Source organism: Mesorhizobium sp. C395A, assembly GCF_030323205.1.
Classification (GTDB): domain Bacteria; phylum Pseudomonadota; class Alphaproteobacteria; order Rhizobiales; family Rhizobiaceae; genus Mesorhizobium.
Genome location: NZ_CP100473.1, coordinates 4,082,819 through 4,103,173, shown reverse-complemented (window position 1 = coordinate 4,103,173; position 20,355 = coordinate 4,082,819). Strand labels below are relative to the sequence as shown.

Annotated in this window: 24 protein-coding genes; 14 read left to right on the top strand and 10 right to left on the bottom strand. The window is 62.5% G+C overall.

All coding sequences use genetic code 11. From position 1 onward, the window contains the following. Positions 1–7 precede the first annotated feature (7 nt). The 3 genes from pstB to phoB are packed head-to-tail and all read left to right on the top strand — an operon-like array spanning position 8 to position 2,284. Positions 8–832 carry a phosphate ABC transporter ATP-binding protein PstB gene (gene pstB / locus NLY37_RS20040; protein WP_023683970.1) on the top strand — a complete coding sequence of 275 codons (825 nt, stop codon included), beginning with the start codon at positions 8–10 and terminating at the stop codon, positions 830–832. 41 nt (positions 833–873) lie between these two features. Further along, the gene (gene phoU / locus NLY37_RS20035; protein ID WP_023670109.1) at positions 874–1,578 is read left to right on the top strand and encodes a phosphate signaling complex protein PhoU; all 705 of its coding nucleotides are present in this window, start codon (positions 874–876) and stop codon (positions 1,576–1,578) included. A 16-nt stretch (positions 1,579–1,594) separates the two neighbouring features. Then, complete coding sequence (gene phoB / locus NLY37_RS20030) at positions 1,595–2,284, top strand: phosphate regulon transcriptional regulator PhoB (RefSeq protein ID WP_031246494.1); 690 nt, start codon at positions 1,595–1,597, stop codon at positions 2,282–2,284. Between the two features lie 30 nt (positions 2,285–2,314). Here the strand turns inward: phoB and NLY37_RS20025 are convergent, their stop codons facing one another. Then, on the bottom strand, positions 2,315–3,550 hold the full coding sequence (locus tag NLY37_RS20025; protein ID WP_023742933.1) for an ROK family protein: 1,236 nt from the start codon (positions 3,548–3,550) through the stop codon (positions 2,315–2,317). Positions 3,551–3,816: 266 nt separating this feature from the next. Here NLY37_RS20025 and xylF point away from each other — a divergent pair, with 266 nt between their 5' ends. From xylF to NLY37_RS20005, 4 genes are all read left to right on the top strand, one after another. Further along, on the top strand, positions 3,817–4,857 hold the full coding sequence (xylF, locus tag NLY37_RS20020) for a D-xylose ABC transporter substrate-binding protein (RefSeq protein WP_023742932.1): 1,041 nt from the start codon (positions 3,817–3,819) through the stop codon (positions 4,855–4,857). Positions 4,858–5,001: 144 nt separating this feature from the next. Next, a complete protein-coding gene (locus NLY37_RS20015; RefSeq protein ID WP_023742931.1) occupies positions 5,002–6,318 on the top strand; it encodes a sugar ABC transporter permease in 1,317 nt (438 codons plus the stop codon). Positions 6,319–6,330: 12 nt separating this feature from the next. Further along, the gene (locus tag NLY37_RS20010; protein WP_023742930.1) at positions 6,331–7,128 is read left to right on the top strand and encodes an ATP-binding cassette domain-containing protein; all 798 of its coding nucleotides are present in this window, start codon (positions 6,331–6,333) and stop codon (positions 7,126–7,128) included. A gap of 154 nt (positions 7,129–7,282) precedes the next feature. Further along, positions 7,283–8,929, top strand: coding sequence for a CHASE domain-containing protein (locus NLY37_RS20005; RefSeq protein ID WP_023742929.1), 1,647 nt, complete (start codon positions 7,283–7,285; stop codon positions 8,927–8,929). A 39-nt stretch (positions 8,930–8,968) separates the two neighbouring features. Here the strand turns inward: NLY37_RS20005 and NLY37_RS20000 are convergent, their stop codons facing one another. The 6 genes from NLY37_RS20000 to NLY37_RS19975 form a co-directional block, all read right to left on the bottom strand. Beyond that, a complete protein-coding gene (locus NLY37_RS20000; RefSeq protein ID WP_023670102.1) occupies positions 8,969–9,211 on the bottom strand; it encodes a YMGG-like glycine zipper-containing protein in 243 nt (80 codons plus the stop codon). A gap of 83 nt (positions 9,212–9,294) precedes the next feature. Then, positions 9,295–9,621 (bottom strand): hypothetical protein, encoded by a 327-nt coding sequence (locus NLY37_RS19995; protein ID WP_023670101.1) that lies wholly within the window; start codon positions 9,619–9,621, stop codon positions 9,295–9,297. A 142-nt stretch (positions 9,622–9,763) separates the two neighbouring features. Beyond that, positions 9,764–9,940, bottom strand: coding sequence for a hypothetical protein (locus NLY37_RS19990; protein ID WP_023670100.1), 177 nt, complete (start codon positions 9,938–9,940; stop codon positions 9,764–9,766). 129 nt (positions 9,941–10,069) lie between these two features. Continuing rightward, positions 10,070–11,104 carry a sensor histidine kinase gene (locus tag NLY37_RS19985; protein ID WP_023670099.1) on the bottom strand — a complete coding sequence of 345 codons (1,035 nt, stop codon included), beginning with the start codon at positions 11,102–11,104 and terminating at the stop codon, positions 10,070–10,072. 163 nt (positions 11,105–11,267) lie between these two features. Continuing rightward, on the bottom strand, positions 11,268–11,435 hold the full coding sequence (locus tag NLY37_RS19980) for a DUF1328 domain-containing protein (protein ID WP_023670098.1): 168 nt from the start codon (positions 11,433–11,435) through the stop codon (positions 11,268–11,270). Positions 11,436–11,655: 220 nt separating this feature from the next. Continuing rightward, positions 11,656–12,450, bottom strand: coding sequence for a response regulator (locus NLY37_RS19975; RefSeq protein WP_023670097.1), 795 nt, complete (start codon positions 12,448–12,450; stop codon positions 11,656–11,658). 212 nt (positions 12,451–12,662) lie between these two features. Here NLY37_RS19975 and NLY37_RS19970 point away from each other — a divergent pair, with 212 nt between their 5' ends. Further along, entirely contained in the window at positions 12,663–12,866 is a 204-nt protein-coding gene (locus NLY37_RS19970) for a NepR family anti-sigma factor (protein WP_023670096.1), read from the top strand. Between the two features lie 3 nt (positions 12,867–12,869). After that, a complete protein-coding gene (locus NLY37_RS19965) occupies positions 12,870–13,421 on the top strand; it encodes a sigma-70 family RNA polymerase sigma factor (RefSeq protein WP_023670095.1) in 552 nt (183 codons plus the stop codon). 56 nt (positions 13,422–13,477) lie between these two features. Here NLY37_RS19965 and NLY37_RS19960 read toward each other — a convergent pair whose 3' ends face one another. Next, a complete protein-coding gene (locus NLY37_RS19960) occupies positions 13,478–13,795 on the bottom strand; it encodes a response regulator (RefSeq protein ID WP_050485906.1) in 318 nt (105 codons plus the stop codon). 339 nt (positions 13,796–14,134) lie between these two features. Here NLY37_RS19960 and NLY37_RS19955 point away from each other — a divergent pair, with 339 nt between their 5' ends. The 3 genes from NLY37_RS19955 (at position 14,135) to NLY37_RS19945 (ending at position 15,823) form a co-directional block, all read left to right on the top strand. After that, the gene (locus NLY37_RS19955) at positions 14,135–14,896 is read left to right on the top strand and encodes a Crp/Fnr family transcriptional regulator (protein WP_023670093.1); all 762 of its coding nucleotides are present in this window, start codon (positions 14,135–14,137) and stop codon (positions 14,894–14,896) included. A gap of 124 nt (positions 14,897–15,020) precedes the next feature. After that, entirely contained in the window at positions 15,021–15,347 is a 327-nt protein-coding gene (locus tag NLY37_RS19950) for an ElaB/YgaM/YqjD family protein (protein ID WP_023670092.1), read from the top strand. An 11-nt stretch (positions 15,348–15,358) separates the two neighbouring features. Beyond that, positions 15,359–15,823 carry a hypothetical protein gene (locus tag NLY37_RS19945; RefSeq protein ID WP_023742928.1) on the top strand — a complete coding sequence of 155 codons (465 nt, stop codon included), beginning with the start codon at positions 15,359–15,361 and terminating at the stop codon, positions 15,821–15,823. 58 nt (positions 15,824–15,881) lie between these two features. On the opposite strand, the gene NLY37_RS19940 is transcribed toward NLY37_RS19945, so the two are convergent. Continuing rightward, on the bottom strand, positions 15,882–17,456 hold the full coding sequence (locus NLY37_RS19940) for an HWE histidine kinase domain-containing protein (RefSeq protein WP_084559026.1): 1,575 nt from the start codon (positions 17,454–17,456) through the stop codon (positions 15,882–15,884). 112 nt (positions 17,457–17,568) lie between these two features. Between NLY37_RS19940 and NLY37_RS19935 the strand changes: the two genes are divergently transcribed. Continuing rightward, a complete protein-coding gene (locus NLY37_RS19935; protein WP_023742926.1) occupies positions 17,569–17,796 on the top strand; it encodes a hypothetical protein in 228 nt (75 codons plus the stop codon). Positions 17,797–17,822: 26 nt separating this feature from the next. Here the strand turns inward: NLY37_RS19935 and NLY37_RS19930 are convergent, their stop codons facing one another. Beyond that, on the bottom strand, positions 17,823–18,743 hold the full coding sequence (locus NLY37_RS19930) for a diacylglycerol/lipid kinase family protein (protein ID WP_023742925.1): 921 nt from the start codon (positions 18,741–18,743) through the stop codon (positions 17,823–17,825). A 258-nt stretch (positions 18,744–19,001) separates the two neighbouring features. Here NLY37_RS19930 and NLY37_RS19925 point away from each other — a divergent pair, with 258 nt between their 5' ends. Further along, the gene (locus NLY37_RS19925; RefSeq protein WP_023670087.1) at positions 19,002–20,306 is read left to right on the top strand and encodes a PRC-barrel domain-containing protein; all 1,305 of its coding nucleotides are present in this window, start codon (positions 19,002–19,004) and stop codon (positions 20,304–20,306) included. Positions 20,307–20,355: the final 49 nt, after the last annotated feature.

Here is a 20,355-nt window from a genome sequence, read left to right as displayed (position 1 = left end):
ATTTGGTATGAACATCATGACCGAACAGTCCCTTGAGAATGCAGTGGGCGACAAAATGAACGCCAAGTCGAACGAAGTCATCAAGATGCGCGGCGACAAGGTCGGCGTCTTCTACGGCGAGAAGCAGGCGTTGTTCGACGTCAATCTCGACGTGCGTCAGAACCAGGTGACGGCGCTGATCGGCCCGTCCGGCTGCGGCAAGTCGACCTTCCTGCGCTGCCTCAACCGCATGAACGACACCATCGATTTGGCGCGGGTGACCGGCAAGATCACGCTCGATGAAGACGACATCTACGACAAGAACATCGATGTCGTCGAACTGCGCGCCCGCGTCGGCATGGTGTTCCAGAAACCCAACCCGTTCCCGAAGTCGATCTACGAGAACGTCGCCTACGGCCCGCGCATCCATGGGCTGGCCAAGCGCAAGTCCGACATGGACCAGATCGTCGAGCAGAGCCTGAAGAAGGCGGCGATCTGGAACGAGGTCAAGGACCGCCTGCAGGAGCCCGGCACCGGCCTGTCCGGCGGCCAGCAGCAGCGCCTGTGCATCGCGCGCGCCATCGCCGTGTCGCCGGAGGTGATCCTGATGGACGAGCCCTGCTCGGCGCTCGATCCGATCGCCACCGCCCGTGTCGAGGAGCTGATCGACGAACTGCGCCAGAACTACACGATCGTCATCGTCACCCACTCGATGCAGCAGGCGGCGCGCGTGTCGCAGCGCACGGCGATGTTCCATCTCGGCTATCTCGTCGAGGAGGGCGCCACCGACAAGATGTTCACCAACCCCGACGACAAGCGCACCCAGGACTACATTACCGGCCGCTTCGGCTGAGCCGTCCGGCGGGTGAATTTTCAGGCACGAGGACCAAGATCATGGGTGAACATACCGTCGCCTCCTTCGATGAAGAGCTCGGGCAGATCAGCAAGCTGATCCGCGACATGGGCGATCTGGCAGGCTCGATGGTCAGCGGCTCGACCAGGGCGCTGCTCAATTCGGACAATGCGCTGGCACAGCGTGTCGTTTCCGACGACGCCATCATGGATGCGCGCCAGCGCGAACTGGACGACCGCGCCATCACGCTGATCGCCAAGCGCCAGCCGATGGCCAACGATCTGCGCGCCGTGGTCGGCTCGATCCGCATGGCCGGCGACCTCGAGCGCATCGGCGATCTCGCCAAGAACATCGCCAAACGCGTCGGCACCGTGGGCTTGAGCGTCACGCCGCGCGACCTCTCGCACTCCATCGATGCCATGGCGCAGCTGGTGCTGATCCAGGTGCAAGGCGTCGTCGAGGAATATGCCGCCACCGATGCGGCAGCTCTTGCAAAACTCAGGAATGACGACGAGCGCATCGACGTCAAATACACGTCCGTGTTTCGTGAGCTCTTGACCTACATGATGGAAGACCCTCGCAACATCACCGCCTGCACGCATCTCTTGTTCTGCGCCAAGAATCTTGAGCGCATCGGCGATCATGTCACCAACATCGCCGAAAATGCGTATTATGTGCTGACCGGCCAGCAATTGCCCGCCAATCGTCCGAAGCAGGACGAGACGGCGATGGCCACGCCGGCCTGATGAGGGTGAACTGCCTATGATCGCGCCACGCATCATGGTCGTGGAGGACGAGGAGCCGCTAGGCGTGCTCCTCCGCTACAACCTCGAATCCGAAGGCTATCACGTCGAGGTGGTGACACGCGGCGACGAGGCCGAGATCCGCCTGCAGGAAAACGTGCCCGATCTCCTGGTGCTCGACTGGATGGTGCCCGCTGTTTCCGGCATCGAGCTCTGCCGGCGGCTTAGAGTGCGGCCCGAAACCGAGCGGCTGCCGATCATCATGCTGACCGCGCGCGGTGAGGAAAGCGATCGCGTGCGCGGCCTGTCCACCGGTGCCGACGACTATCTGGTCAAGCCATTCTCGACGCCGGAGTTCATGGCGCGCGTGAAGGCGCTGCTGCGCCGCTCCAAGCCGGAAGTGCTGTCCAGCGTGCTCAAGGTCGGCGACATCGTGCTCGACCGCGAGTCGCACCGTGTCTACCGCAAGAAGAGCGAGATCAGGCTCGGACCGACCGAGTTCCGGCTGCTCGAATTCATGATGCGCCATCCCGGCCGCGTGTTCTCGCGCAGCCAGCTGCTCGACAATGTCTGGGGCGAGACGATCTACATCGACGAGCGAACCGTCGACGTCCATGTCGGGCGCTTACGCAAAGCGGTCAACAACGGCCGCATGCCGGATGTCATCCGTACCATTCGCGGCGCCGGCTACGCGATCAGGGAAGACTAGGATGCTGCGCGTCGCGCCGTTGCCGGCCATTCAGGCGACATGCTTGCCGGATTTGGCCTGAATGCCCGGCGCGAAAATCTCCTGATCGACGAAGCCGAGCGCGCGCATGGCACAGCCTTCGCGGATCAGCGGCAGCTCGTTGGGCTCGGTGTCGAAGGAGATCGACTTCGAGTGCTGGCCGCCGGCGGTCTGGGCGATCGCTTCGCGCAATGCCGGCTCGATCAGGTCGAAGGCGGCGGCGCTGACGCCAACCATGGCGACAGGCGCCGGGTCGATCAGCGCAAACAGGCTGCCGAGGCCGAAGCCGAGCGCCTCACCGGCCTTGCGATAGGCTTCGCGCTCCGGGCCATCGGTTTCGCGGGCGCGCGCGGCGAGTGCGCGCATATCAGCGTCGCCGATATCGACCGGCTCGGCATCTTCGCTCATCATTTTGGCGCTGCGCCAGATGGCGTAGTTTCCGGCATAGGCCTCGACGCAGCCGCGCCGCCCGCAGCGGCAGAGCGCGCCGCCCGGACGGTGGATCATGTGGCCGAACTCGCCGCCCGAGGAATGGGTGCCGGTGAACAGTTCGCCTTTCAGCACCAGCCCCATGCCGATGCCGTGCGACAAGAGGATCGCGATGAAATTGTCGCGGTAGCGCTCGGGCTGGCGCCATTGCAGGGCCACCGCCATCATATTGCAGTCGTTCTCCATGGTGGCAGGAATGCCGAATTCCGCTTCCAACATGTCGGCGAAGGCAATGTCGGTCAGTGGCGTGATTGGCGACCACAGCATGGCCCGCGCCTGCGAATCGGTGATGCCCTGGATGCCCATGGCAATGCGGGCGATGCTCTGGACATCGAGGTCCGGGTCCGCGAGACGCCGCCCGACGATTGCTACGCATTCGCCGATCAGCTCGTCGCGCGGCATGGTCAGCGTGTCGAGCCGGCGCTGTTCTTCCGCGACCACCTGGCCGGCATAGTCGATGACGGTGACGGAGAGGAAGTTCAGCGACAGCACCACGGTCATGACCGCCGCCGCTTCCGGGTTGAGGCCAAGGCCGACCTGCGGCCGGCCGCGTTTCAGCGAGCCGGTCTCGCCAGGCTTGCCTTCAATCAGGATGCCTTCTTGAATTAGATCAGACGAGATTGCCGATATCGTCGAATGGCTGAGGCCGGTGGTCGCCGCAATCTCGGTCCGCGACGGCTGGCCGCCCCGGCGCACGGCCGAAATCACCATCGCACGGTTGCGACGGCGCAGATCGTCGTGGCGGATCCCAACCGACATTTGTTTTCCTCCCGGCCTCCTCGCGCCTCATGATAGTGAAGGCGTTCGACGGCACCAGCCAAATATTGGCAGACGCCGGCAGCCCTGTCATTGTTTATTGCGGAGCTCGAAAAAATTCGGCAACGCCATCAGAATCCATCATAATCGATGTTGACAGTGCCTTATCATTGAACCAGTATTTTTTCGAGGCTCGAAAAAATGGAGCCTCTTTGTGCAGGCCTTCGGGCCGGTTTTGTCGCGCCGTGGGCGGCGCAGGGAGGGTTATAATGAACAGATTTGCAGCCGCCATGCTGGCGGGTGTCGCCATGTCGCTGGCGCTGATGTCGGTCGCGCAGGCGAAGGACAAGGTCATCGGCGTGTCGTGGTCGAACTTCCAGGAAGAGCGCTGGAAGACCGACGAGGCGGCGATGAAAACGGCGATCGAAGCCGCCGGCGACAAGTACATTTCGGCCGACGCGCAGTCCAATCCCGGCAAGCAGCTGACCGACGTCGAAAGCCTGATCTCGCAGGGCGCCAACTCGCTGATCATCTTGGCGCAGGACGCCTCGGCCATCGGCCCGGCGGTGCAGAAGGCGCTGGACGAAGGCATTCCGGTCGTCGGCTATGATCGCCTGATCGAGAACAAGGACGTCTTCTACCTGACCTTCGACAACAAGGAAGTCGGCCGCATGCAGGCCCGCGAAGTGTTCAAGGCGAAGCCCGAAGGCAACTATGTCTTCATCAAGGGCTCTGGCTCGGATCCGAATGCCGATTTCCTGTTCTCGGGCTCGATGGAAGTGCTCAAGGAAGCCATCGACTCGGGCAAGATCAAGAATGTCGGCGAGGCCTATACCGATGGCTGGCTGCCGGCCAACGCCCAGAAGAACATGGAACAGTTCTTGACCGCCAACGACAACAAGGTCGATGCCGTGGTTGCGGCGAATGACGGCACCGCCGGCGGCGTTGTCGCCGCGCTGACGGCGCAGGGCCTCGCCGGAACGGTTCCGGTCTCGGGCCAGGACGGCGACCATGCCGCTCTGAACCGCATCGCGCTCGGCACGCAGACGGTGTCGGTGTGGAAGGACGCGCGCGAACTCGGCAAGAACGCCGCCGAGATCGCCTCGCAGCTTGCCGATGGCAAGAAGACGGGCGACATTGCCGGCGCCAAGGACTTTACCACGCCTGGCGGCAACACCGTCAAGTCGCTGTTCCTGACCCCCGTCGCGATCACCAAGGACAACCTCAACGTCGTCATCGACGCCGGCTGGATCAAGAAGGACGAAGTCTGCACGGGCGTCGCCGCCGGCAGCGTCGCGGCTTGCGACTGATCTCGACGACTTGAAGAAATGAGGCGCCGCGGCTGTCAAGCCGCGGCGTTTTCTCTACGAGAATTGTGTGTTTCCGCCATGGGCGGCAAACTTCTAGGCTGTGGTCCGGCATCCGCGCCAGACGGCAAGCCGCTGGAGGACATCATGACCGACACGACCTCAAATCCGCAGGCCGATACGGCACGAGCGTCTGAACTCGGCGCGGTCGCCCGGTTCCTGAAGGCGACCGAGCTCGACACGCGCATGCTCGGCATGGTCGGCGCGCTGCTGGTCATCTGGGTCGGCATACATATCCTGTCGGGCGGGCTTTTCCTGACGCCGCGCAATCTTTGGAACCTGTCGGTGCAGACGTCCTCGGTCGCGATCATGGCTACCGGCATGGTACTGGTCATCGTGATGCGCAACATCGACCTTTCGGTGGGCTCGGTCGAAGGCGTGATCGGCATGATCATGGGCGTGGCACAGGCCGAATTCCTGATTCGCGTCATCGGCTTCCAGCTTGGAAACCCCTGGCTCTGGGTCGTCGCGCTTGCCGCCGGCGTGGTGTTTGGTCTGCTGATCGGCGCGTTCCAGGGCTTCATCATCGCCTATATGCAGGTTCCGGCCTTCATCGTGACGCTTGGTGGCCTGCTGGTCTGGCGTGGCATGGCATGGCTCATCACCAGCGGGCGCACGGTCGCGCCACTCGACGCCACCTTCCAGCTGATGGGCGGCGGACCACGCGGCTCGATTGGCGCCGCTGCCAGCTGGATCGTCGGCATCGTCGCCTGCGCGGCGGTCGCCTTCGCGCTGCTCAACGGTCGCTCGCAGCGCAAGCGCTTCAGCTTTCCACTGCGCCCCGTCTGGGCCGAGACCTTGCTTGGCGTGGTCACTTGCGCGGCCATCCTCGGCGCCGTGTGGATCGCCAATTCCTATCCATGGCCGATCGGCATCGTGCGCCAGTACGCACAGCAGAACGGCATCACCGTTCCCGAAGGCGGGCTGTTCATCGCGCATGGCATCGCCATACCGGTGCTGATGGCGGTGATTGTCGGCATCATCATGACGTTCATCACCAAGCGCACGCGTTTCGGCCGCTATGTCTTCGCCATCGGGGGCAATCCGGAGGCAGCGGAACTCGCCGGCATCAACACGCGCTGGGTGACCATGAAGGTGTTCATGATCATGGGTGTGCTGGCTGCAATCAGCGCGGCGATCTCGTCGGCCCGTCTCAATGCGTCAACCAATGCGCTGGGCACACTGGACGAGCTTTTGGTGATCGCGGCCGCCGTCATCGGCGGCACGTCGCTCGCGGGCGGCGCCGGAACGGTGATGGGCGCCATGCTCGGCGCGCTTCTGATGCAGTCGCTGCAATCCGGCATGGTGCTGCTCGGCATCGACTCGCCGCTGCAGAGCATTGTCGTTGGCGCTGTCCTGGTCATCGCCGTCTGGCTCGACACCGTCTACCGCAAGCGCGTCTAGGGAGGAACGATTATGGAAAAAACTGCTCCCACCGGTACGCCACTGATCGACATGCGCAACATCTCGATCGCGTTCGGTGGCATTCGCGCCGTCGACGATGCGTCCATCGATCTTTTCCCGGGCGAAGTAGTGGCGCTGCTTGGCCATAACGGCGCCGGTAAGTCGACGCTGATCAAGATCCTGTCGGGCGCCTACAAGCGCGATGCCGGCCAGATCTTGGTCAACGGCCAGGAGGTCTCGATCTCCAACCCGCGCGATGCCAAGAAATACGGCATCGAAACGATCTACCAGACGCTTGCGCTGGCCGACAATGTCGATGCCGCCGCCAACCTGTTCCTTGGCCGCGAGCTGATGACCGCCTGGGGCACGCTGGACGATGTCGCCATGGAGGCCGAGGCGCGCAAGGTGATGGGCCGACTCAATCCGCGCTTCCAGCGGTTCAAGGAGCCGGTGATCAAGCTGTCGGGCGGCCAGCGCCAGTCGGTGGCGATCGCACGCGCCATCCTGTTCAACGCCCGCATCCTGATCATGGACGAACCGACGGCCGCGCTTGGGCCGCAGGAGACGGCGCAGGTCGGCGAACTGGTCAAGCAGCTCAAGGCCGACGGCATCGGCATTTTCCTGATCAGCCACGACATTCACGACGTGTTCGAGCTTGCCGACCGGGTCTGCGTAATGAAGAACGGCCAGGTCGTCGGCACCGCGCGCACCACCGATGTGACGCAGGACGAAGTGCTCGGCATGATCATCCTGGGAAAGTGCCCGCCCGGCGCCATTCCCGGTCCGGGTGCGCTGAAGATCGCGGCCTGAGACCACGCTATCGTCAGCTGTCATGTTCACGGATGTTCGATCGATAAGCCGGCTAAATATGCATGATATGCCAGCTGTCATTATGGCTTGGCCGCGCCATTGTCTTGCCGCGGCGACTTGCCCATAAAGGTCCCGAACCGTCCATGGGCCTGCGTTGAAGAAGTTTTTCCCGATCCTTGCCTTCATTGCCGTTGCACTGATCAGCCTGACGATGGCGGGCTTCGCCTATTTCGCGACCCAGGAAGCGGCGCGCATCAAGTTCGAGGCGACGGCCGACGACGCGCTCAACCGCATCGAAAGCCGTATCGATCTGCATCTGTCACTGCTGCGCTCGACGCAGGCGTTGTTCGACGCCCGCAATGGCGAGATTTCAGGTAGCGAATTCGAGGCCTTCTTCAGCGCCCTCGATGTCGATAACAATTTCGCCGGCCTGCGCGGCATCGGCTATCTCAGGCTGGCCAAGACCGGTGACGAAGCGGCGGTCGAGCGCGACATGTTGCGCGACCGCGGCGCCGCCCACACGGTCTATCCGGACACGACACAGCCGTGGCGCACGCCCGTCGTGCTGTTCGAGCCGCTCGACCCTGCCAACGAATCCACCATCGGCTACGACATGTTCACCGAGCCGGTGCGGCGCGAGGCGATCGAAAAAGCGATGGCCGATGACGCACAGCACGCAAGCGGTCTGGTCCAGCTCGGCCAGGATACTGGCGCGGCGCAGACCTTTACCGGTTTCCTGGTCTTCGTCAGGCTCAATGTAGAAACCGCGCCGGATGGTATCAATGCGTCCAGATCATCGACATCAGGCCTTCTCTACGCAGCCTTCCGCGCCCGCGACCTGTTCCAGACCGCGCTCAGCCGCACGCCTTTGCTGCCGGTCAACACCGCGGTCTATGACGGCACGGCGGACGCCGACAATCTTCTGTTCCAGTCCGAAACGCCGCCGGTTGCGAGGTTTGGCGACAGGCTGTTGGTGACGCGCAAGATCATCGTCGCCGGTCGGCCGTGGACGGTGCTGTTTCGGCCGACAAGTGCATTTTCGCAACCGTCCTCGCGCGCCATTCCGGTCATGCTCGGGCTGTTCGGCCTGCTTCTGGCCGGCGCCATCGCGTTGGTGGCCCGCTACCAGGAGCGCGCCTACGACGCCAAGTCGCTGCTGCATGAAACGACGGAAAAAAGCCTGCTCGAAAAGGATTTGATGCTGCAGGAGATGAAGCATCGGATCAAGAATTCGATCACGCGGGTGCTGGCGATTGCGCGCCAGACGGCAGCGCAAGCAACCGACGTGAAGGAGTTCTCAACTTCCTTCTCAGCCCGCCTGCAGGCAATGGCGGCTTCCCAGGATATGCTGACGCGTTCGCGCTGGCAGAAGGCCGATCTTGGCGACCTGCTGCGCATCGAGCTCGGCCAGGTGTTCGGCAAGGAGCTTCCGGAAGGGATATTGTCAGGGCCTCAGGTGCTGCTCGACGAGAGGACGACGCAGGCGCTTGGCCTGACCTTTCACGAACTGGCGACGAATGCGCTGAAGTATGGCGAGGCCGGCAATTCCGTGGGTGCGCTGAAGGTCGACTGGTCGTTCGAGGGGCGCGGGTCCGAGCGGATGCTGGTTCTGAACTGGCGCGAGGCCGGGCAGAAGGAACTCGAAGCGCCGGCGAAGACCGGCTTCGGCACCAAGCTGATCGACCTCAATGTCACGCGCGAATTGCGCGGCACGATTGCCCGAGATTTTCGCGCCGATGGGCTTACGGTGGAAATCAGGATCCCGCAGCCTGATGCAGTCAAACAAACGGAGACCGGCTGACCGGTCTCCGTCGCGATTGTCTGACGCTTTTGAAGCGGATCAGCAGCGAGCGGTGTAGAGCCGGCCGCGATTGTCGCGATACTGGCAATAGCCGTTGCGCAGGTTGCGCACCAGCAGGCCGGAACCGGCGCCAACGGCTGCGCCGATCAGCGCACCCTTGCCGCCGCCGATCAGTCCGCCGGCCAAAGCACCGACACCGGCGCCGACACCGACATCCTGCTCGGTCGTGCTGCAGCCGCTGACGGCGACCACCGCAACCATGGCAATAATCAATTTCCGCATAGAATCTCTCCTCACTTTTGTCCTCACTTTAGTAAGCTCCAGCCGCTATTTAGCACGAAACAGCAGCCTTTGCCCGCTCGATCTTATTGTTGGCTAAGAGAGTCTTTTTCGCGGCGCGTGGCGTTCGACGCGACCACGACACTGGAAATCTGCAAAGACGCGTCGAGGGTGCCGTCCGGGCGCACGTTCCAGACGATCTGGTCGTAATCATCTTCCAGCGCGGGGTCGACCGTAAGACATTTGGCAACGACGTGCTCGGCCTGACCCTGCACGTCGCCGGCAGCGAATGGACGTTCTGCCGTGCATGCTTCGGCGGTTTCGAAAACACTGACCGGCACCGGCAGTTCACGGCATTCGGTCATGTTGTTCGAACAGCCAATTACCAAAAGCAAAGCGGCGATGTGTTCCACGGCGACACGTCCTCTCGCCATAAGAACGGTCCACAGCCGTCAAAGTTCCTGTGCCGAAAGGGGCGTTAATAATTGGTCGGCTACGAGCTGGACAGCTTCTGAGCCAGGCTGCTTGGGAGCAGCGTGAACCTGAGCATCTGGCTCAGGCCAATTGCGACGCCACGATCAGCACAACAGCGGCGACGAGCGCGACAGCGGCGACGCGAAGCAAGGGATGCCAGGCGTGCTGCAAAGGCGAGGCTGAAGCGTCAGGATCCTGAAAGCCGCTCATGGACACCCGGGCGGCCTGCTCCAGCCTGTTCATATCGGCAACCGTCATGATCATTCCTCCCATACTCGCGTTGCAGGCTGCGGCCGAAACATCGGTTGAATCGGTCAAGATCCAGCAATCTCTGGGAACCACAGCATCGGATTTTATGGTGAACAGCCGGTTAAGGAATCCCGCCGCTCATTCGGTTTCGAAATTGCCGTGCGGAACGACGAGGCGATATTCGAGGCGGTCACTGGTGATCTCCAGCGTCGCCGTGCCGTTCAGCGATGCCGGCACGACACGTTCGAGGGCAACGCTGCCGAAGCGTTTCTCGGTGCGCCTGTTATCATTGGCGACAATGGCCTCGACCCAGGTCAGCGACAAAGCCGGCTTGTCTGCGGCCTCTGCGACGTTCGACAGATCGGCGGTTACCTCGACAAAGCCGTCCGGCCGCGCCAGGGCGCCGTAGCTGAATGAATTGACGGCGAGTTCGTGCATTGCCAGTCCGATATGAATGGCCGCGTTGGGATTGAGGTAGGGGTTGACGCCATTGAAGCGCAGGCTCTGCGCGGGATCGGCGCCGTAGCGAACGACCTGGCCGCGGATAAGCTCGCGAAGTGCTGCACCCCGCCAGTTCGACGACGTTACCAGATCCTGGGAGGAAGCCAGTGACTGCAGGCGGCCGCGAAAGCGCTTCAGGAAATCGTCGGGTGTCTCGGAATAGCGGCCGGTCTGGGTGGCAATACTCTGGATGATGGCCAACAGGTTCTTGGAGCGGTGGCTGACTTCGCGCAACAGCGTCTTCAGCGTCTGTTCGCGGCGTTTCTGCTCGGTGGTTTCCACCATCGTGGTGACGACGCCCTGAACGTCGCCGCGATGGCCCCGATCGGCATCGACCCATACCTGGAACCAGCGCATGCCATCACCGGTGGGAACACTCAGTTCAAGGCGTTCCGGATTGCCGGAAGCGATCACATTGCTTTTGGCGGCGGCGATTTGCTCAGCTTGCGCCGGTGGCAACGCGCCGTTGCTGTCGGCTGTGTCGGAAACCCACGGCGCACGCATGTTGCGGGCCCATACAGTCTTCAATTCACGATCCTGATAGAGGACGGAAATGCCGGCATTGTGCAGAGCGTGAAGCAAGGCCCGGCCAAGCTGCATTCCGCTTTCAGCCGGGTGCAGTGCGATCACCTCGTCGCCCTGTCCGCTCTCGCCTCCGCCAATGGAACGCATCAATCACCTGTCCACCTGATCAGGACCGAACGATTCACTTGGACTCAGTTCCTGAGTAGGTCCCCAGAAAAGGTCCGCCGGACGATGTCCCGTTGGAGGACATCGCCCGGCGGTGGCTGGAAACCGTTTGAGGGGTGCGGCTTCCAGTGTTCTTCGCCCGCTCCTACGATGCCCGTCTGAACAGGCCGGCCAGAAGCGAGATGACGAGGAAGGCGAGAAAGATGAAGAACAATATTTGCGCGATACCGGCCGAGGTACCGGCGATGCCGCCGAAACCAAGCGCGCCGGCGATGATCGCCACGACGAGAAATACGAGCGCCCAGTAGAGCATGATCTGTCTCCTTCCGATACTGGATCAAGAACGTGAGTGATTGCTGTTTGTTCCACCATTTGCCGAAAAAGAAGGTCTTTGGAAGAGGCCCGGACGCGAATTGATTCGCGCGCGTGAGCGCGATACGGCGCGACGGGCAGCCGCCGATCGCCGGGTTAGGCGATCGCCAGTGCCGCCAACGCTGCGAGGCGGCGAAAAGTTGGAGATTGAAGGCCCTACTTCACGCGGCGGCCTTGGCCTGCCGGTCGAAGAACAGCGCTTGGCTGATCAGCGCCTTGACCATGTCGGGATTGAACGGCTTGGTGACGAGGAAGGCCGGTTCAGGCCGCTCGCCGGTCAGCAGACGTTCGGGGAAGGCGGTGATGAAGATTACCGGCACCGAAGTCGACGACAGGATTTCGTTGACCGCATCGATACCCGAGCTGCCATCGGCAAGCTGAATGTCGGCCAGCACCATCTTCGGCCTTGTCTTGCCGAACATCGCCACCGCCTCGGTATGGGTGCGCGCGGTTCCGACCACGTGGTGGCCGAGGCTCTCGACCATTTCCTCGATGTCCATGGCGATCAGCGGCTCGTCCTCGATGATCAGCACATCGGTCGCCACCTGGCGAGAGATCTCGTTGCTCGCCTGGGCAAGCAGTTCGGAGAATTCCTTGGCGTCGACATCGAGAATTTCAGCTGCCTCGTCTTCACCGAAGCCTTCGACCGCGACCAGCAGGAAAGCCTGGCGTGGCCGTGGCGCAATGGCGTTCAGATTGGCGGCGGCGCGCTGCTCCCATGCCGATTGCGCCTGCTCCTGCGGAACGCGGATGGCAATGGAGGTGAACAGTTTGGCGAATACCTTGTAGAGCGCGATGCGGTCGCTTGACGCTTGCGGGAAGATGTCGACGTCGGCGATGATGGCTTCGAGCATCGCGGCTACCAGCGCATCGCCACTCTCCTGCGATCCGGATACGGCGCGTGAAAAGCGGCGCAGGAACGGCAGGTGCGGAGCGATGGTTGCGGAAAGGCTCATGGTAGACGTCTCCCTCAGATGACGTGATTGCATAGATTGCAGGTCAAGCTGATTGCAAGCCCCAACACCCAAACGCGGGTTTTGCGAAAAAGTTCCGACACTTGTGGAACGAAACTGCACGGGCGACGTTTGTGGTGCGATGGGCAACCAGACGAGGGGGCCGCTTTGCGTTGTGTAATGGGGCGGCTCGGGGCGCTGGATTTAAGGGCGAAATGAAGGACATGAATAAAGAAACGCTGGCTGGCGCCGCTGACAGGCGCCGGGCCAATTCCGGCGACCCGCTCGGGGCGAATTCGGAAATTGGCCGTAAACTCAAACAGTATTATGACGAGCTGGTCTCGGACAATGTGCCGGATCGCTTTGCCCAGTTGCTCAGCCAACTGGAAAAGGCCGAACCCGCACAGAAGAAGGACTGAGGCATGGCAGCTGTCTCACAAGGGTTCAAGACCGACCTGCTCGGCTCGATCCCGAGCCTGCGGGCCTTTGCCGTGTCGCTGACGCAGAATGCCGACAAGGCCGACGATCTGGTGCAGGAGACGCTGGTCAAGGCCTGGGACAAGCATGAGAGCTTTCAGCCCGGCACCAATCTCAAGGCATGGCTGTTCACCATCCTGCGCAACGAGTTCTATTCCCAGATGCGCAAGCGCGGCCGCGAGGTGCAGGACAGCGACGGCATCATGACGGCCAGGCTTGCCGTTCATCCGGCTCAGCACGGCCAGCTTGACCTCAAGGATTTTCGCGGCGCGCTCGAGCAACTCCCCGAGGACCAGCGCGAAGCCATCATCCTCATCGGCGCTTCAGGCTTTTCCTATGAAGAGGCCGCCGAAATCTGCGGCTGTGCGGTCGGAACGATCAAGAGCCGGGTCAGCCGGGCCCGCACGCGGTTGCAGGAGATCCTCAAAATCTCCGGCGAAGACGAATACGGGCCGGACGCGATCTCGTCCCAGGTGACGGGTTCAAACGCTGCCTGACGGCGGAGGGCCCGTTTGCGGGCCTGGGCTCTCTACACATACGCATCGAAGATATCTCAGACTGGCGCGCGGCCGCAGGCCGCCGCCAGAGCCTCGACGAGATCGGTCCCCGAATAGGGCTTGGTGACCAGGCGGATGCCGGGAAAAGACCCTTTGATCTCATCGGGGTCCGAATAGCCGGAGGCAAAGACAAACGGCAGGCCCGATTGGCGCAACCGCGCGGCAAAATCGAGTGTGGACGTTCCGCCCAGCATGAGGTCCACGATAGCGGCGTCGAACTCGCCAACGACCTTCTGCTCATCGATCTCGGCCAGAGCGCGGGCAATCACTACGTCGTTCGCGCCATGGTCGCGGCAAAGCTGCTCGACATCCATGGCGATCAGGAATTCATCCTCCAAGACAAGAATTCGCAATCCCTCAAGCAATGGCGGCACTTGGCAATCTCTCCTCAATTCTTGCAGCATCGGGTACAGTGACTCCAGTCAACCGCATCGCGGACCTTGGGGGATCGGTCAGGCCTTAATCCGAAAAGTTCGCCCACCGGCTCTACTCCACAAGCGAGCTTCGAATTCGCCTCAGTGGAGTGTAGCGAGTCATGATCGCTATTTGCCATCCTGTCATTTAAAAAAGACATGCCATCGGCAGCGGAACCGCGGCCTTGCAAAGGCGTAGCACTCAGTCTCTGGCAAGAGACGTTCGAAAGAGGGATCGAAATGTCTGGCCAGAATGGTCGTTCGTTTTCCAGCCGTCAGTACCCATGCGAGATCTGCCCGCTTCGGCCATTGCCGGTGTTCCGGGAATTCGAGAAGCAGGAGCTTGCCTATGTCAGCATGTTCAAGAAGGGCGAACTGGCCGTCGACAAGGGCGCCACAGTGCTGGTCGAAGGCAGCCAAAGTGCTCATCTCTACACCGTGCTTTCGGGCTGGGCCTTCCGCTACAAACTATTGTCGGACGGCAGGCGCCAGATCCTGAACTACTCCATGCCCGGCGATCTTATCGGGCTGCAGGGCAGCCTGATGGGCGAAATGCAGCACTCGGTCGAGGCGCTGTCGCCCATGCTGTTGTGCGTCTTCGAGCGTGAAAACCTGCACGAGCTCTACCGCAACCATCCGGGCCTTGCTTACGACATTACCTGGCTGGCGTCGCGCGAGGAGCGCATGCTGGACGAGAACCTGCTCAGCGTCGGTCGGCGCACGGCGGTCGAGCGCACCGCCTATCTCATTGCCTTCATCGCCAGCCGCGCGGCGGCAGTCGGGCTCAACGGCAAGGCGCCGGTGCAAATCCCGATTACCCAGCAGCATGTCGCCGATACGCTCGGCCTGTCGCTGGTCCACACCAACAAGACGATCCGCAAGCTCATCGATCGCAAGCTGATCGCCTGGCGCGACGGCGGTTGCGAAGTGATCGACGGGGAGGGGCTGAAGGATCTCGCGCGCTGGGAGGGCCTAAGCGAAGGCCGTCGGCCGCTGATCTGACAGGCAGGCCTCCATCTGGGGCTGGACTCGCACTTGCAAACACCCTTTCATGGATACGGTCTCCGATTTCGGAACCATGATGTGTGTCGGGCGTTTGAAGCCAAGCAAACGCAAGGAGTTTAGAATGGCAACTGCCGCAGGAAAAACCGCCAACGAAAGTCAGACGAACGCCGACCTCGAAGCCGACATTCGGCAGTTGAAGGCGGATATCGAAAAATTGACCAAGCAATTGGCCAAGACCGGCGAACATGGTTACGGCACGGCGCGGCGCGCTGCTGCCGAAGGCGTCGACCAGTTGCGCGCGCAGGGCGAAGCCGTCTTCGACAGCCTGCGTGGCAACGCCAAGGATCTTGAGGCCCAGATCACGGCCAATGTGCGCGAGAAGCCGGTAACTTCACTGGCGATCGCGGCCGGCGTCGGCTTCCTGTTTGCGCTTCTTGCCCGGCGCTAGTTTCGACAGAGATGGGCATGCTGGCACCGCTTATCTCGGCCTTGGCCTCGGGTGAAGCCATTGCCGCCATGCGCCGCGCGCGCACGGCGGCAATCGTCTATGGGCTCGCCGCCGTGGCTGCCCTGTGCGGCCTCGGATTTCTCCTGGGGGCGGCCTACATCTGGGCGGCTGACCGTTATGGCTCGATGGCCGCCTGTCTTGGCTTCGCCGCTGGTTTCCTGGTAACGGCCGGGCTTATCGTGCTCATTCATCAACTTGCGGCCGGAACGCGTGCGCGCCGACGTGCGCGGCGAAGGCGCAATGCCGACCTGAAGGCGCTCGGTATCACCGCGGCGCTTGCCGTGCTGCCGGCCTTGCTCAAGGGGAAAGGCGGGAAGGGCGTCATTCTCGGCCCGATGATCGCGCTCGCGGCCTATGCCATCTACCGCGAGAACGTCAAACCGGATCCGGGCGATCCAGACATCGAAGCCGACTAAAGCGCGTCGCGCTGATACGCTGTTCCCGGGAAAACCGCTTCGCACTTCTGAAATTGCTTTAAGCCGGCAGATCTTCAAGCGGCATCGATATTTCGGCGAACACGCCTTCGCTGCGGAATTCGTGGGTCACTTCGCTCGATAAAACCTTGGCGAGGCTGCGGCGGATCAGGATAGAGCCGAAGCCCTGGCGTTCCGGCGGGTCGACTTTCGGCCCGCCGCTTTCGCTCCAGGTCAGCACAAGGCGGCGCGCGCCTTTCTTGCCCGCCGCCTTCCAGTCGACATCGACCTTCCCCGAGCCAACCGACAGCGATCCGTATTGCAGCGCGTTGCTGGCCAGTTCGTGCATGATCAGGCCGAGCCCCACCGCCTGGTCAGGCGAAAGCAGCAGCTCCGGACCGGAGATCACGATGCGCGGCCGTTCTGCCGAATCGAACGGCTTGACCTCGATCTGCATCAGTTCGCGAATACCGATGCCGCGCCATTCGCGATCCGACAGCAGGTTATGGGCAGCGCCCAGCGCCTGCAGCCTGGCGCCGAAGGCTTCCAGGAATTCGCTTGGGCGGCGAGCGTGGCGAACGGTCTGCGTCGCCAGCGCCTGCACCGTCGCCAGCGTGTTCTTGACCCGATGGTTGAGCTCGCGCAGCAGCAGCCTTTGCCGGTCCTCGCCGAGCTTGCGTTCCGAGATGTCGTAGTTGACGCCAAAGATAAGCGTCGGCTTGCCTTCGCCGTCGCGCTCGATGACGCGGCCGCGGGTGACTATCCAGCGCGGCGGATCGAAGCCTTTGACCCGGTATTCGCCGAAATAGTCGTCGCTGCCGGTCAGGGCATCGCGAAAGCGCGTCTCGGTCTGGTAGACGTCGCGCGGGTCGATGGCGGCCAAAATGTCGCGCGCCCGCAACCGGTTCGAACGCGGCAGGTTGAACAGCTCCGACAAACGCACGTCGCATTCGATCATGTCGGTGCGGATATCCCAGGCCCAACTGGCGAGCGAGGCGGCGTCGAGCGCTATGGCTCGGCGCTTTTCCTCCTGCGCCAAAGCAGCCGTGGCAATGGCGCCGCTGCGGGTGGCGTCCTTGAGGGTAAACAGGCTGGCGGCGAGGCTGGCCAGCGATTTCAAATGATCGAGCGCGGCAGCGGACGGAAATTCATGCGGCTCCCGGTCGAGTACGCACACCGTGCCGACGCGCGCGCCGGCGACCACCATCGGCGCGCCGACATAAAAGCGGACATGGTGTTCGCCGGTGACCAGCGGGTTGCGGGAGAAGCGAGGGTCCATGCTGGCATCCGGCACCACCATCGGCTCGTCGCCGGCGGCAATGGTATGGGCGCAGAACGATATGTCGGTCGCGGTTTCGGTCTCGTTGAAGCCGACACAGGATTTGAACCACTGTCGTTCGGTGTCGAGCAGCGTGACGAGCGCGATCGGCGCCTGCATCACGGCTGCGGCAAGGTCGGTGATGCGATCGAAGTCGGGATCGGAGTCGGTGTCGATCGCGTCAAGCCCGTGCAGTACGGCAAGCCGCTCCGGCGCCGCCACGGCGCGGCGGACCTCAACCGGCAAACCAGCCTGCTTCGCCACCTTGCTATCCACCAAGCCCCCTCGCTTGCAGGCCCCACCCGCGGTGGCGCGCATCTTGCGCGGCCGTCGCGCGCCGGAACTTTTGTAGCAAGCAATCGTTACCCCACCATGTTTCGCCGGCGATGGTTTCATCGACCATGCCGGTTGCACGATAGGAACGCCGCCAATGACCAAGATCGCCCCTGAAAACAAAGCCCGTCAGGGGCGCTGGGGTTGGCACGGCCTGCGCATATTGGTCGCCGCGTTGCTCCTGGCTTTTATTGCTTGGGGAGCGGCCGAGATTTATGGCCAAAAGATAGATCCAGATAGCCCTGAAAGCCAGGGGCAGCCCACCGGCCAGACCGCGCCGGCCAACCAGAGCTCGCCAGCCGGCGAGGGGCAGTCGGGCGGCTAGGGTTTTCCGCGTCATTCGTAATCGCATCAGGCGGCCTTCGCCTGGGCGGCTTGCGCCGGAACCAGGACGTTCAGTGCGCCAGGGTGGATCTGGATTGTCGTTTCACGCTCCAGCTTGACCAGTTCGCCGTCGATGACGGCGCCGAATTTCTTGCTCCCGGTATGGATCTTCACGATTGCCTTGTCGGCCTGATGAGTTTCGACATGATCGCTGTCGCGCCACCTGCCTCGAGCCATGTCGAAGAGCGCCCTGACCAGCTCGCCACGCTGCCGCGCCACGGTGACATAGATGCCGAGCACGCCGCCGGCAGGATTGTCGGCATAAGGCAGATGGCCTTCGCCAAACAGATTGTTGGAAATGCCGATGCCGCTGATGCGGGTCACGATCTCGGCTTCGCCGACCGTCAATGTCACCTTCATGGCGGGAGGATTGTTGATCGTCGTCCAAGCGGCCTTGGCCGAAGCGCGAATCTTTCCCAGGCGCGAGGCGAATTCCATATTGTCGCGCAGCTTCACCATCTTGGCGTGCAGACCGATCGAGAACTGATGTACGAACGGCCGGCCATTCGCGCTCGCGATATCGACCGCCATGATCTCGCCGTCGGCAAAGGACTTCAGCGCGCCATCGATGGTCTGCGGAATTCCAAGGCCGCGGGCGAACAGGTTCATTGTTCCTGCAGGCAGGACGGCCAGCGCCTTCTTGCCATTCATCAGCCGCCCCGCGGCGGCCGAAATGGTGCCGTCGCCGCCACCGGCCAGCACGACGTCGATGTCGCGCCGCGCGGCGACCTTGTCGAGCGCCGCGACAATCTCCTTGCCGGCGACGATGTCGATCTCGATGGAATGACCAGCCGCCTCGAGCGTCTGGCGCATCCGGTCGGTTAGCGCTGAAAGATCGGTGGTCCGCAAGGTGCCGCCGTCCCGGTTCAGCACCGCTGCAAATCGCATGCCCCGCTCCGTATTCTTTTTAGCGGCCGGAATGCCAGCCGCAGGCTGAAACGGGCAAGCTTGGCAAAGGTTCCATCGGCCGGGCGGAAATCTAGGGCGATTTCACGGACTTGCCCAGGGTATTTCGATGCTCCCGTTTTTTCGGAACAAGCGCCTTGTCACAACGTTGTGATCCCATTGGAGGCGCCGCCTTCGGTCTCCCGGCAAGTGGTTTGCCGATTGCGGCGCGCATGAGATCACGCAAGAGGAGACTTAATCATGATCCGCACACTGTTCGCGACGACTGCACTCGCAACGCTGATCGCTACCGGTGCGTTTGCGCAGTCAACGACGACCCCGGCGACGACCCCAGCGCCGGCTGAAGCCCCTGCTACCATCGCGCCGGCGCCGCAACAGGCCGACGGCGCGCTGATGACCAATATCATCGGCGAGTCGGTGTACAATGGCACTGGCGACGATGCGCAGAAGATCGGTGACGTCAGCGACGTCGTCCTCGATGAAAACGGCCAGGCGAAATCCGCCATTATCGGCGTTGGCGGCTTCCTCGGCATAGGCAGCAAGAACGTCGCCTTCGACTACGGCAAGTTGCAATGGGTCGAGAGGAATGGTGACCGCTGGCTCGTCGCCGAGACGACGAAAGAAGCGCTGACGGCGCTGCCCGACTTCGACCGTAAGCCCTACGATCCGGCCTCGGCGCCTGCTTCCACGGCGCAGAACGACCCGCAGAAGCCGGTTGATCTCAACGCCGCGCCGTCAGAACCGGCGGTGAAACGCGCTGACGGCAATCTCGCAACCAACATCATCGGCGAGAATGTCTACAATGGCACTGGCGACGATGCCCAGAATATCGGCGACGTCAACGACATCGTGCTGACCAAGGATGGCAAGGCGCAGTCGCTGGTGATCGGCGTCGGCGGCTTCCTCGGCATGGGTGAAAAGAACGTGACCTATGATTTCGCCAAGGCGCGGTGGGCCGAAAAGAACGGCGATCGCTGGCTGGTGGCGCAGACGACCAAGGAGGAACTGCAGGCGCAGCCTGATTTCGACCGGAAGCCCTATGATCCGGCGCCCGTGACGACAACCTCCGACGCGACGCAGCCGACTGCTCCGGCTGCCCCGACGGCCGTTGCACCGGCTGACAATGCTCAGCCAGCGGACAAGACCGCGGAAGCTCCGGCCGGGACAAAGGCCACCGATCCGACGCAAACGGCAGCGATCGACAAGTCGACACTGACCGAAATGCCGGTCGGTAACATCAGAGGCGACGACCTGAAGGGCACCACCGTCTATGGCGCCAACGACGCCAAGGTCGGCGAGATCGGCGACGTCGTGCTCACGCCCGACAGCAAGCCGGATGCCGTCATCATCGATGTCGGCGGCTTTCTAGGCATCGGCGCCAAGGAGGTCGCGGTCGGCATGGACAAGCTCAAATTCATGACCGACAAGGACGGCAACAAATATCTCTACACCAACTTCACCAAGGAGCAGCTGCAGGCGCAGGCCGCGTATGACAAGGGCAGCTATGCCGAGAAGCGCGACCAGCAGCGGATGATGGTACAGTAAGGGAATAGGCAGTAGGGATTGGGCAGTAGGCGAAACCGAGTGACGAGGC

Excerpts from the sequence above, each read along its gene's own strand:
- NLY37_RS19945 (WP_023742928.1), top strand. The coding sequence starts at position 15,359 with ATGGGCATGCTGGCACCGCTTATCTCGGCCTTGGCCTCGGGTGAAGCC.
- phoB (WP_031246494.1), top strand. The coding sequence starts at position 1,595 with ATGATCGCGCCACGCATCATGGTCGTGGAGGACGAGGAGCCGCTAGGC.
- NLY37_RS19955 (WP_023670093.1), top strand. The coding sequence starts at position 14,135 with ATGTCTGGCCAGAATGGTCGTTCGTTTTCCAGCCGTCAGTACCCATGC.
- NLY37_RS19965 (WP_023670095.1), top strand. The coding sequence starts at position 12,870 with ATGGCAGCTGTCTCACAAGGGTTCAAGACCGACCTGCTCGGCTCGATC.
- NLY37_RS19950 (WP_023670092.1), top strand. The coding sequence starts at position 15,021 with ATGGCAACTGCCGCAGGAAAAACCGCCAACGAAAGTCAGACGAACGCC.
- NLY37_RS20000 (WP_023670102.1), bottom strand. The coding sequence starts at position 9,211 with ATGCGGAAATTGATTATTGCCATGGTTGCGGTGGTCGCCGTCAGCGGC.
- NLY37_RS19935 (WP_023742926.1), top strand. The coding sequence starts at position 17,569 with ATGACCAAGATCGCCCCTGAAAACAAAGCCCGTCAGGGGCGCTGGGGT.
- NLY37_RS19985 (WP_023670099.1), bottom strand. The coding sequence starts at position 11,104 with ATGCGTTCCATTGGCGGAGGCGAGAGCGGACAGGGCGACGAGGTGATC.
- NLY37_RS20025 (WP_023742933.1), bottom strand. The coding sequence starts at position 3,550 with ATGTCGGTTGGGATCCGCCACGACGATCTGCGCCGTCGCAACCGTGCG.
- NLY37_RS20015 (WP_023742931.1), top strand. The coding sequence starts at position 5,002 with ATGACCGACACGACCTCAAATCCGCAGGCCGATACGGCACGAGCGTCT.
- NLY37_RS19930 (WP_023742925.1), bottom strand. The coding sequence starts at position 18,743 with ATGCGATTTGCAGCGGTGCTGAACCGGGACGGCGGCACCTTGCGGACC.
- NLY37_RS19940 (WP_084559026.1), bottom strand. The coding sequence starts at position 17,456 with ATGCGCGCCACCGCGGGTGGGGCCTGCAAGCGAGGGGGCTTGGTGGAT.
- NLY37_RS19990 (WP_023670100.1), bottom strand. The coding sequence starts at position 9,940 with ATGACGGTTGCCGATATGAACAGGCTGGAGCAGGCCGCCCGGGTGTCC.
- NLY37_RS19970 (WP_023670096.1), top strand. The coding sequence starts at position 12,663 with ATGAAGGACATGAATAAAGAAACGCTGGCTGGCGCCGCTGACAGGCGC.
- NLY37_RS19925 (WP_023670087.1), top strand. The coding sequence starts at position 19,002 with ATGATCCGCACACTGTTCGCGACGACTGCACTCGCAACGCTGATCGCT.
- NLY37_RS19980 (WP_023670098.1), bottom strand. The coding sequence starts at position 11,435 with ATGCTCTACTGGGCGCTCGTATTTCTCGTCGTGGCGATCATCGCCGGC.
- NLY37_RS19975 (WP_023670097.1), bottom strand. The coding sequence starts at position 12,450 with ATGAGCCTTTCCGCAACCATCGCTCCGCACCTGCCGTTCCTGCGCCGC.
- pstB (WP_023683970.1), top strand. The coding sequence starts at position 8 with ATGAACATCATGACCGAACAGTCCCTTGAGAATGCAGTGGGCGACAAA.
- NLY37_RS20010 (WP_023742930.1), top strand. The coding sequence starts at position 6,331 with ATGGAAAAAACTGCTCCCACCGGTACGCCACTGATCGACATGCGCAAC.
- phoU (WP_023670109.1), top strand. The coding sequence starts at position 874 with ATGGGTGAACATACCGTCGCCTCCTTCGATGAAGAGCTCGGGCAGATC.
- NLY37_RS19960 (WP_050485906.1), bottom strand. The coding sequence starts at position 13,795 with ATGGATGTCGAGCAGCTTTGCCGCGACCATGGCGCGAACGACGTAGTG.
- xylF (WP_023742932.1), top strand. The coding sequence starts at position 3,817 with ATGAACAGATTTGCAGCCGCCATGCTGGCGGGTGTCGCCATGTCGCTG.